The following is an 11,462-nucleotide window of genomic DNA, read 5'->3' as shown; positions in this document are numbered from 1 at the left end:
CGTCGGAGGAGTATCGGGGGCCGGGGGTGACCACGCTGGCACCGGCGGCGAAAGCGCCGAGCCGCGACGCGGCTCGGCGCTTCCGGTTCATGAGCGGGCGGCCTGCCTCGCCGGCTCCGGTTCGCCGGTGATGTCGGCCTCCAGGTCGTCGGCCACCACGGGCTGCTGCGGCGCGCTCGGCGTAGCGCCGCGTTCACGCCACCACTCGGCGAGGCCGCGTGCCCACCAGTAGACGCCGCGAGCGCCACAGACGATGACCAGCGCGATGAACAACCCGTAGGAGATGTGCAGCGCTGTGACCACGCCGTACATGATGCCGACCGAGGCGCCGAACATGATCTGCTGCTTCTTGCCCGACGGCGTGGTGCCCGGGTCGGTGACCATGTAGTTGGTGAACAGCACGAACGCCAGACCGGTCATCATGCTCAGGCCGGCCAGTGCCGAGACGTTCGGCTCGATCAGCCCGCGCACGATGGCCTGCAGCGCGAACGCGCCCACCCACGCCATGATCAGCGGCATCTTCAACGTCAGCTTGGCGTTCAGCATCGTGCCGGTCATCAACAGGCCGAGCACGATGAGCGCGTCCGCCGGTCCGGTGATGTATTCGGTGAAGTGGTACGGCGGCGCCACCGCGATCATCGGGAACACCAGGAAGCACACCACGACGCCGAAGTTCGACGGGTTCATGAAGTGGCGCATCTTGCCGTTGATCTTGGCGCGCAGCACCCACTTCGTGCCGACCGCGACCACGATGCCGAAGATCACCGGCCACAGCTTGTCGTGCGCGAAGGTCAGGAAGTTGAACGCCAGACCGGTGATGTGCGCGGGCAGCAGGAACTCGAACAGCCCACGTGGTCCCCGGCCCCGGAAGGCGGGTGGGCGCTTGTACGCCCAGGCCGCCAGGACTTCCAGCCCGATCTCGGTGGAATACGCGGTGGCCAGTGCGATGAACGGCCAGAGGAACGGCTGCTCGAAGCCGAGCAGTGGGAATCCGATCAGATTGAAGATCGTGATCGAGATGGCGAAGTTGCGCAGCGCGAGGTAGCGCGTATCTTTCGTCGGCGCGGGCGTTTCCACCCACTCCTTGGCGAACTCGGTGCCCGAGCGCTGCATCGACGAGATGCGTTCGGCGGTGGTCGCGGGTGCGGTCGCGCCGTTGCCCTCGGGACCCGCGCCCTTGCCGTTGGCGGCGGCGCTGCCGTCGGCGGCCGGGGCGTCGGGGCGGCCGTTCGACGCGGCAGTCGCGTCGCCCGGATCCTGCTTGTCGTTGTCGCTCATCGCTGCTTGACCTCCTGGGCGTCCGAGGCGAGGTTCACGGTGTGCCAGCCCGGCGCGAGCTGGAGGGTTTGTTCGTGCGGCGTGCCGTTGGTCTCCCGCCAGCGCAGCACGACGTTCAGCGGGGCGGCCGGATCGACGTCGCCGAGGCCGATGTGCACCTCGGTGGCGCGCTTGCCGGTGTGCCCGCTGCCGCCGTCGAGGTGGCTGGTGAACAACCGGCCGTCCGGCGTGCGCACCTCGACCTGGGCATCCACCGCCGGAACGCCCTGGGCCGGAAGACCGGCGATGGTCGTCCTGGGCGCCGTGCCTTCCCAGGTCGGCTTGAACAGCTTCAGGCCGAGGAACCGGCCGTTGTCCGCCTTGTTGTTGTGGTAGAAGGTCGGATCACCCCACTGGCGGGCGACGGCGAAGCTCAGCGCGCCGTTGCCGGAGGTGTCGCCCACGGCGATGCCGCGCGAGGGAACGGGGGTGTCCATGCCGAGGGCATGGGTGAGGTTGGCGAATTTGCCGTCGTCACCGCGGCTGAAGAAGCCGACCGGATCGCTGCCGGCCAGATCGGCGTCCTCGCCGATGATCGGCCAGGACCACGGGTACTTGGTCAGGTCGTCGTTCATGGTGCCGAGTTCCTGGATCTGCGGCCACCGGTTGGTGTCGCCCTTGATCATGCCGGTGGCCTGGACCACTTCGTTGCGGCCGTCGTTGTCGAAGTCGTCGATCTTCGCGTCCCAGCCCCAGGTCTCCCAGGCCAGCCCGACATCCGTCGCGCGGTTCTTGAACGGCGCCACACCGTCGGCCAGCTGACGCGCCGCGTCGGCGGTGTCCTCGGCGGTGTTGTAGAACGCGAAGTGGCCCTCCATCAGCGCGAAGCGCACGGCGATATTGCTGACGAACAGGTCCGGCATGCCGTCGCCGTTCAGGTCGCCGAAGTCCGCCGCCATGCCCTTGTCCGAATCATGACCGAGCACATACGACTTCGGCTCGGTGATACCGCGCTCGCCCTCGGCGAAGCCGAAGCGGATCTGGCCCGGCGTGGACCGGTTGACGAACAGGCGGTCGCGCCCGAAGTCGTTGGCCACGTACAGCTCCGGCAGCTGATCGCCGTTCAGGTCGGACGCGGCGGCGGCCAGCGCCCATCCGGTGTCCATGCCGATCGGGAACGGATTGGCCACCTCGCGGTACTCGGCGGTGGGTTCGTCACCCGACTTGGCGGAGGCCAGCGTGAAGATCCGGTCCTTGCCGCCGTTGCGCGCGTTGGACAGCGAGTCGGTCATCCACAGCGCGAGCTGGCCCTCCTTGGAGAGCACGTCCATATCGTTGAAGTACTGGCCCAGGTAGATGTCCGGCTTGCCGTCGCCGTCGAAATCGGAGACCGACACCGCCGCGGTGATCCAGCGCTGGCCCTCGTAGTGCCCGTCCGGCGTGTTCGGCGCGGGGACGATGTCGACCGGGCGGAAAGCCTTGGCCTCCAGCCGGGTCGCGTTGGCCCGCTGCAAATACAGGATCGGTGTGCGGCCGTAGTACGACACCAGCGCGTCCATCCTGCCGTCACCGTTGAAGTCGCCGGGAACGCAGCCCGACGGCACGGTGGACGAGTCGGCGGGCAGCGGCGCGGGATCGAGCACGAACGGCTCGTACCGGCCGGTGTTGCTGTCCGGCGTCGGCGTGAGGAAGGCCGTGTCGGAGCGCGGGTCCACCACGCACAGGTCGTCGGCCAGCCGGTTGCCGTCGAAGTCGTTCATCGCGATGGCCGCGCCGACCGAGGAGATCCAGGCCGACAGGTGCTTGTACGGCTCGCGCAGCTCGCGGATCTTGCGATCGGTCGGCAGGCCCTTGGGCAGCGCGATCGGCATCGGGGTGAAGTCGAACTTGCTCGCGATCGGCCCGCCGGCCTCGTCGTAGGTGGGCAGCAGCGTCGATCGCGCCGGAATGAACAGCGAGCCCATCAGCAGCAGGGCCACGCCGGGCACCACCGCTTTTCGGAGGAGGGATCGGTTGATGGGAATTTTCACGAGTGCTGCTCCTCATGGGCGAGAGTGAATTGCTGTCCCGCGGTGTCCGCGAGTCCGTCGAGCACCTCGCGCAGCGTGGCCAGTGCCTGGTCCATGTGCTGCTCGGTGTGCCTGCAGTTGACGAAGAACCGCAGCCTGGCCTCCCCGGCCGGGACGACCGGGTGGGTGATGGCGTTCACGCTGAAACCGCGTTGCAGCATGGCAAGTGCCGCCAGCACGGCGGGTTCGTCGGCGCCGGTCATGACGGGGATGATCGGCGAACGCTCCGATGTGCCGATGTCGAAGCCGTATTCCCCGGCGCGGCGGTGGAAGTACTCGCTGTTGTGCCGCAGCCGGGTCACGCGCTCCGGCTCGTCGCGCAGCACCTCGAGCCCGGCCAGCGCCGCGCCGATGGCCGAGGGGGCGGGCGCGGCGGTGTACATGCTCAAGCCGCCCGCGACGTACTTGAACCCGTCGACCAGCTCCCGGTTGCCCGCGAGATAGCCGCCGACGCTGCCGAGCGCCTTGGACAGGGTGCCCATCCAGACGTCGACGGCGTCACCGGGCAGGTCGAACAGTTCCCGCACCCCGTGCCCGGTGGCGCCGAGCGTGCCGAACGAGTGCGCCTCGTCGATCATGATCGAGCAGTCGTAGCGCCGGGCCACCTCGATGATCTCGGGCAGCCGGACCACGTCGCCGTCCATGCTGTAGAGGCCCTCGATGATCACCATGGCCCGGTCGAAACTGCGCCGCGACATCTTCAGGATGGTCTCCAGCGACTCGGGATCGTTGTGCCGGAACGAGACCCGCTTACAGCGCGACCACTCGGTGCCGGAGACCACGCTGTGGTGGATCAGCGCGTCGCAGACCGCGAGATCGCGCTTGCCGAGCAGGAATCCGACCGCGGCGGCATTGGTGAGGTAGCCACTGGCGGTCACCAGCGCGGCCTCGGTGTCGTAGGTGCGGGCGATCTCGGCTTCCAGCTCACGATAGATCGGCAGCTCGCCCGCCACGATGCGCACCGCGGCGGCGGAGGTGCCGTACTGATCGATCGCGTCCTTGGCGGCCTGCCGCACCCGCGGGTCGGCGGCCAGGTCCAGGTAGCCGAAGCTGCTGAAGTTCACCACGTCCCGGTCGGCCATCCTGGTCACCGCGCCGCTGATGCCCTCGTGCGGCAGGTAGTACGGGTTGACCAGGCCGACCTGTTCGACCCAGGCGTCGAACCGGCCGAACCGCTGCGCGGCTTCGAGCACGCCGGGGTGGTCCCGGAAGGACGTGTGCGCGACTCCGCGGGGCGCGCTGTTGCCGTTGGTGCCGGTCGCGGGGGTGGCGGAACCATTCGCCTGCCGCGCGCCGTTGGTCGTCGCCGGGGCGGCGCCTGTCTCGCCGCCCGCGTGCCTGGCCAGCAGTGCGCGGGCCAGTTCCCTGGGGTTGTTGTCCGTCATTCGTCCTCGCTCCTCGCCGCGCGCTCTTCTTCCTGGGCAATCTGCTCGGCAATCCGCGCGCCGAGCCCGCGCAACGTCAGTCCGATCACGGCGAGCACCGACAGCTGGGTGCCGAGCACCTGCACCACCCGGGCGCCGAACTCCATGCCCATCAGCGAGTCCATGCCGAGTTCGGGCAGCGGGGTGTTCAGGTCCACCGTCTCGGCGTCGACGCCGAGCACCGCGGCGAGCTGTTCGGCGAGCAGGTAGGCCACCACCTCTCCGCGCTGCTCGATACCCAGCTGGAGGATCTCCGCCCGCAGCGCGCCCGCGCCCGCCGCCCCGCCGCCCGCGGCCGCCACCTGCTCGGCGAAGCGCGGCGTGCGGGTGGACGGGCGGTGCGCCAGTGCCCACTGGCTCCAGTCCACGTCGAACAGCACGATCTGCGGCAGATCCAGCCGCAGGCACTCGCCGAGCAGATCGGTGGCCACGTCCATGTCCACCGAGCGGTAACCGGTCATCTCCGCGTACCGGCTGACCGCCTCGTAGTCGGCCATCCCGCCGCCACCGCTCATGAAGCCCCAGTTCACCGCCAGCGCGGCGGCGCCGCGGGCGCGGCGGGCGGCGGCGATCATGTCCAGCACGGAATTGGCGGCCGCGTAACCGAATTGCGGGGAGATGCCGACGATGCTGCTGGCCGAGGAGAACAGCACGAACATGTCGAGGTCGATGTCGGCGGCGGTGACGGCGGTGTCCAGGTTGACCGCGCCCGCGACCTTGGGCCCGAAGATCTCCGCCAGCGATTCGGCGGTGATTTGCGGAACCTCGAGGTTGTTCACCACACCGGCCGCGTGGAACACCCCGCGCAGCGGCCGACCGCTGGCCTGGATGCGTTCGACCAGCGCGGCGACGGCGTCGTAATCGGCCATGTCGAGGCGTTCCTCGACGACTTCGGCTCCGGCGGAGGTGAATTCGGCGATCCCGGCGCGAGCCGCGTCCGTGGTGGCGCCGCTGCGTCCGGCCAGCACCAGACGCCGCGCGCCGATCCGGACCAGCCAGCGCGCGGTGGCCAGGCCGAACGCGCCGAAACCGCCGGTGACCAGATAGCTGGCCGCCGGGTCGATCGGCAGGCCCGGCCGTGCGGCCAGCACCGTCGGCTCCGGTTCGCGCAGGTCGAGCACGACTCGGCCGATCTGCTTGGACCGCACCACGGTTTCGAATGCCTCAGCGGTGGAATCGAGGGTGAACGCGGTGTAGGGGAGGTAGTCGTAGGTGCCGTCGTTCAAGGCGTCCATCGCCCGCCGTGCCGCGCGACGGACCAGTTCGGGGCGCACGGCCAGGGCGCGGTCCATGTCCACGGCGAAGAACGACAGGTTCCGGTCGAACGGGCGCAGGTCGATAGTGCCGCCGCCGTAGATGTCGGCCTTGCCGATCTCGACGATCCGGCCGAATTCGGCGGCCGCCCGCAGATTCTGCTGGAGGATCTCGCCGGGGGAGGAGTTGTAGACCACGTCGACGCCGCGTCCGCCGGTCAGCGCGAGCACGTCGTCGACGAAGCTGATCGAGCGCGAGTTGACCACCTCGTGCGCGCCCGCGGCCGCGGCCACCGCGCGGCGCTCGTCCGAACCCGCCGTCGCGATGACCCGTGCGCCGAGGCGCGCCGCCACCTGGACCGCGGCCATGCCCATGCCGCCCGCCGCGCCGTGCACCAGCACCGTCTCACCCGGCTGCAGGTGCGCCAGCTCGCCGAAGGCGAATTCGGCGGTGAGGAAGGGCAGCACCGAGCTGGAGTGGCAGGGGTCGAGCACCGAGTCCGGGTAATCGAGGGGCATGGTGGCGCCCTCGTCGGGCCGGAGGGTGACGTGGCGGCGGACCAGGTCCCTGGCGCACACCGACATCTGATCCCCCACGGCGACCTCGGTCACGCCGGGACCGACCCGCTCGACCACGCCGAACCCGTCCATACCCAGTTCGGTGCCGAAATACGTGCCGGCCAGCTCCTTTTCGGTGAGCACGCCGAGCACCTTGAGCGCGTCCTTGAAATTGAGGCCCACCGCGTCCATCCGGATCTCGACCTCGCCCGGACCGGGCGCCACGCGCTCGACCGCGCGCCAGGCCAGGTCCGACAGCAGCCGCGAGCGCGGAATCTCCAGGCGGAAGGATGCCTGCGGGTCGGTCAGCGGGGCGGCCTCGTCCCAGGCGGCGAGATGCTCGCGCAACGACTTGCGCAGGTGCAGCGCCCAGCACGCGCCCGCGCGCAGGGCGACCTCGTCGGCGCGTCCGTCGCCGAGCACCTGCTCCACGAGGTCGGCGGCGCGCGTGGCCGGTTCGATGTCCACCAGCCGCCACTGCACCGCGGGTTGCTCGTTGCGCAGGGTGCGCCGGGCGCCGGTGAGCGCGGCCTGCGCGGGATGCGCGAACGCGTCGATGGGCAGGCAGAACGCCTGCTCGGTGACCACCACCGCGCGCACCTCGGCCGTCGCGGCGTCGTCTTCCTCCGTGCCGACCACCAGCTCGCCGACCGCCTTGGCGACCAGTGCGAGGCCGTAGGCGTTGGGCACCGCGTCCAGCTCGGCGCCGGACACCACGACGAGGCGGCTGCGCGTCACGCCGGGCCGCTCGCGCGCGGCGCGCAGGGCGGCGAGGACGCGATCCGCGGCGCCCGCCTCCTCCGGCGCCAACGTGAGGATCTCCGAAGCGGCACGGGCGCTGGCGATCTCCTTCGCGCGCTGGGAGACGGTGCTGCCCAGGCTGACCACGAGCAGGAACTCCGCCCCGCCCGCGGGCTCGTCGGTGGTCGCGGTGTCGTCGACGATGGACCACACCGGCTCGTAGAAAAGGCCGTCGAGGTGGTCGTGCAGATCCGGCTCTGCCGCGAGGCCGGTGAACCGCACGCCCGAAAGGGCCAGTACCACAGCGCCTTCCGGGGTGGCGACGGTGATGTCGGCGCACAGCGGGTCACCGTCCACCCGGCGCACCAGCACCACCGCCTGTTCGGGCAGCGGCCCGGTCCAGCGGACTCCGGCGACCGAGGACGGCACCACGACGCTCGCCCCGTGCGCGGTCTGGGCATAGAGGGCGGCGAAGCACTGCAACGCCGCGTCGACCGCCGCCGGGTGGGCCAGGTGCGGCAGGCTCGGCGCGCTGCCCGCCAGCGGCGCGAGATCGAGCCGGGCCAGCACGGAGTCCGCGCCGACTCGCGCAGCGGTGATCAGCCGGAAGCTCGGCCCGTAGGCCAGGCCGTGGGCGGCCAGGCCGTCGTAGAGCGTCGCCGCGGCCACCTCCACCGCGTCCGCCGCGGGCGCGAGGTCGATCGTGCGCGCGTCGACGTCCGCCTCGATCAGCCTGCCGTGCGCGTTGACCGTCCAGGTGGCCGCGGTGGCGGCGCGCGAGCGCAGGGTGAACCGGTGGGTGGTCTCCTCGACGGTGAGGCGCAACACCGGCACGTCGTGCTGCGCGATCACCAGGGGCGCGACGAACTGGACCGATTCGAGGCCGAAGCTGCTGCGGCCGGTGCGGACGGCGATGGCGCTGAGCGCGGCGTCCAGATAGGCCGCGCCCGGCAGCACCACCGACCCGTCCACCACGTGATCGGGCAGCCACGGCAGCGCGGCCACCGACAGCTCGACCTCCCATTCCGGCGCGGACGCCGCTGTGCGCTGGCCGAGCATGACGTACCCGTCGACGGCGCCGACCCGGTCGGCCTCGATCGCGGGGTCCTCGGTCCACAGCAGGCGGCGCTGCCACGGGTAGCGGGGCAGATCCAGGTGCGCGGCACGCGTTTCCGGCGCGCCGGGGGCGTGCGTGATGTCGAGCCCGCCCACCTGGTACAGCTCGCCCACGGTGCGCAGCAGGTTGTCACGGTCGTCGGCGTCGCGCGACAGAGTGCTGATCGCCGCGCCGTCGAGGCCGCGGCGCACGAACGCCTCCTTGATGTTGCCGCTGAGCACCGGGTGCGGCCCCACCTCCAGGAAGACCCGATGGCCCGCGTCGAGCAGGCTGTCCACGGCCGCGCCGAACCGCACCGGCTCGCGCACGTTGCGGCACCAGTACTCGGCGTCCCAGTCCGGGCCGGACAGTTCGCCGCCGGTGACGGTGGACCAGATCGGCACCCGCGCCGGTCGCGGTGTGAGACCGGCCAGCACCGTCGTGAGGTCGCCGAGGATGGGGTCCATCAGGTGGCTGTGGTAGGGCACCTCGACGCGCAGCGCTTTGGCGAAGACGCCTTCGGCGATGAGTTCGTCGCGGATGCGGTCCAATTCGGCCAGGTCGCCCGACAGCGTCGCCGCCGAGTGGCTGTTGACCGCCGCGACGCAGACGCCCGCCACGCCCGCGAGGCGCTCGCGCAACTGCTCCTCCGCCAGTCCGACGGCCAGCATGCCACCGGTGCCCGCGGTGGTGGCCTGCAACCGGGCGCGGTGATAGCTCACCAGCAGCGCGTCGCGCAGCGACAGCGAGCCGGAGGCGTAGGCCGAGGCCACCTCGCCGACGCTGTGGCCGACCACCGCGGCGGGATGAATGCCGAGTTCGGCGAGTTCGGCCATCAGGGCGGCCTGGACCAGGAAATTCGCCGGTTGCGCGTACGCCGTTCCGGTGATTCGCGACTGCTCTTCCGGGCGCAGCAGTTCCTCCACGATCGACCATCCCGCGATCTCGCGGAAGATCTCGTCGATCGAGCGCGCGACCGCCGCGAACGGCCCGTCGGCCTCGAGCAGGCCGCGGGCCATGCCCCACCACTGCGGGCCCATGCCGCTGAACACGAACACCGGCTGGGTGGAGCCGTCGGTGAGCGCGCGGACCGGTGACTTGCCCGCTCCCGTGGCGAAATCGGCGAGCTGGGCCCGCAGGTCGTCGGAGTCCCGGTAGCCGAACGCGGCGCGGAGGGGATGGTGTGCGCGCTGGGTCCATGCCGCTTCGGTCACCGCGTCCACCGGGGCGGTCTCGGTCAGGTCGCGCAGCTGGGTGGCCATGGTGCGCAACGCGGTCTCGTTGCGGGCCGACAGCGGCAGCACGGTGATCGGCGCCGGCGCGGCCTGTGCGGGAGCCGGAAGCTGCGGCGCACGGGTCAGGATCGCGTGGGCGTTGGTGCCGCCGTAGCCGAAGCTGTTGACGGCCACCGCGGCCCGGCCGTCCTCGTTCGGCAGCGGTTCGGTCGCCAGCGGAATGCGTACCCGCAATTCCTCGAACCGGATCTCCGGGTTCGGGTTGTCCAGGCGCAGCTGCGGGGCGATGACGCCGTGGTGCAGGGTCAGCGCGGCCTTGATGACGCCCGCGACGCCGGCGGCGGCCTCGGTGTGCCCGATGTTGTTCTTCACCGAGCCGACCGGCAGCGGCTCGTCGCGGCCGTCCACCGCGCCGTACACCGCCCCGAGGGCGGCCAATTCGAGCGGGTCGCCGACCGGTGTCCCGGTGCCGTGCGCCTCCACGAAACGGATGTCGCGCGCGTCGATGCCCGCCAGCCGGTGCACCCGCCGGGCCAGCGCCTCCTGCGCGACCGGGTTGGGCACCGGGATCGCCAGCGTGCGGCCGTCCTGATTGACGCCGCTGCCGCGCACCACCGCGTAGATCCGGTCGCGGTCCCGGACCGCCGCGTCCAAGGTCTTCAACACGACCGCGCCGGCGCCCTCGCCGCGCCCGTAGCCGTCGGCGGCCGCGTCGAAGGACTTGCACCGGCCGTCGACCGCCAGGAACCGGCCTTTGCACATGGAGATGAACGCCTCGGGCCGCAGCATCGCGTTGGCGCCACCGACGATCGCCGATTCGCACTCGCCCGACTCCAGCGCGAGCACCGCTTGGTGCAGCGCGACCAGGGAGGACGAGCAGGCGGTGTCGATGGTCATGGTGGGCCCGAGCAGATCGAGCAGGAACGCGATGCGGGCCGACAGCAGCGTGTGCGACGAGCTGGTGGGGCTGTGGCTGTTGATCGAGGCACGGGACATCGAGCCGCTGCGCACCAGCGCGTTGTCGTTCATGAAGCCGCCGACGAACACGCCGACCTCGCGCCCGCCGACCCGGCCCGCCATCCCGGCGTCGTCCAGCGCCTCCCAGGCGACTTCGAGCAGCAACCGCTGCTGCGGGTCCATGATCGACGCCTCGCGCTGGGAGATGCCGAAGAACTCGGCGTCGAACTCCCACAGCGACTGGGTCAGGAAGCCACCGTGCCTGGTGTACATCCGGCCCGGCGCGTCCGGATCCGGATCGTAGAACTTCGCGAGGTTCCAGCGATCCGCCGGCACTTCCACGATTCCGTCGCCCTTGCGCACGACGAGATCCCAGAAAGAGTCCGGCCCGTCGATGCCGCCCGGAAAACGGCAGCCGATACCGACAATTGCTACATTGGGCATGCAAAATCCCCTGGTGCTCGGGTATTCGAAAAATCGCAGGCGCGTTTTCCGTCGGCGTCTTCGAATCAGCGTGGAGACAACCGGAATCGCGACGCCGGTAAACCTGTTCGGCCGTGAGCGTCGTCCGGAGTGAAGTGGTTCCGCGGTAGGAGGTCAGTGTCCACCCATGGTAGGAGGACCGATTCGCGAAGGTCAATACGGAACTGGGCGGTCGCGGAGTGAAAAGTATTGCGCCGGAGATAATGCCGCCTTCGTCATCTGTGCAGTTCAGGGTGGGTATGACGGTATTATTCTGCTGTTATTACATGGTTATGGCGGCCCGATCGCCGAGCAATTACACCGTTATTCCGGTGTTATTCCGCGTCTTCTGGGACCGGGCCGCCGGAAGCTGTTGAGTACGCCTACGTTTCGTGGCTACGATGACTCGT

The 11,462-nt window shown here is 70.4% G+C and carries 4 protein-coding genes; all 4 read right to left on the bottom strand.

From position 1 onward, the window contains the following. Positions 1–87 precede the first annotated feature (87 nt). The 4 genes from HOV91_RS07850 to HOV91_RS07835 are packed head-to-tail and all read right to left on the bottom strand — an operon-like array spanning position 88 to position 11,034. On the bottom strand, positions 88–1,278 hold the full coding sequence (locus HOV91_RS07850) for an RnfABCDGE type electron transport complex subunit D (RefSeq protein WP_174184781.1): 1,191 nt from the start codon (positions 1,276–1,278) through the stop codon (positions 88–90). Beyond that, positions 1,275–3,287, bottom strand: coding sequence for a CRTAC1 family protein (locus HOV91_RS07845; RefSeq protein WP_217439822.1), 2,013 nt, complete (start codon positions 3,285–3,287; stop codon positions 1,275–1,277). Before HOV91_RS07845 ends, HOV91_RS07850 begins: the two co-directional genes overlap by 4 nt. Further along, complete coding sequence (locus HOV91_RS07840; RefSeq protein WP_174184780.1) at positions 3,284–4,711, bottom strand: aminotransferase class I/II-fold pyridoxal phosphate-dependent enzyme; 1,428 nt, start codon at positions 4,709–4,711, stop codon at positions 3,284–3,286. The genes HOV91_RS07845 and HOV91_RS07840 overlap by 4 nt, the downstream gene beginning before the upstream one ends. Beyond that, entirely contained in the window at positions 4,708–11,034 is a 6,327-nt protein-coding gene (locus HOV91_RS07835; protein WP_174184779.1) for a type I polyketide synthase, read from the bottom strand. Before HOV91_RS07835 ends, HOV91_RS07840 begins: the two co-directional genes overlap by 4 nt. Positions 11,035–11,462: the final 428 nt, after the last annotated feature.

The organism is Nocardia barduliensis (assembly GCF_013315795.1).
GTDB classification, from domain to species: Bacteria; Actinomycetota; Actinomycetes; order Mycobacteriales; family Mycobacteriaceae; genus Nocardia; species Nocardia barduliensis.
Note: the sequence above shows the minus strand (reverse complement) of the source record. Positions and strands in the feature narration are given on the sequence as shown.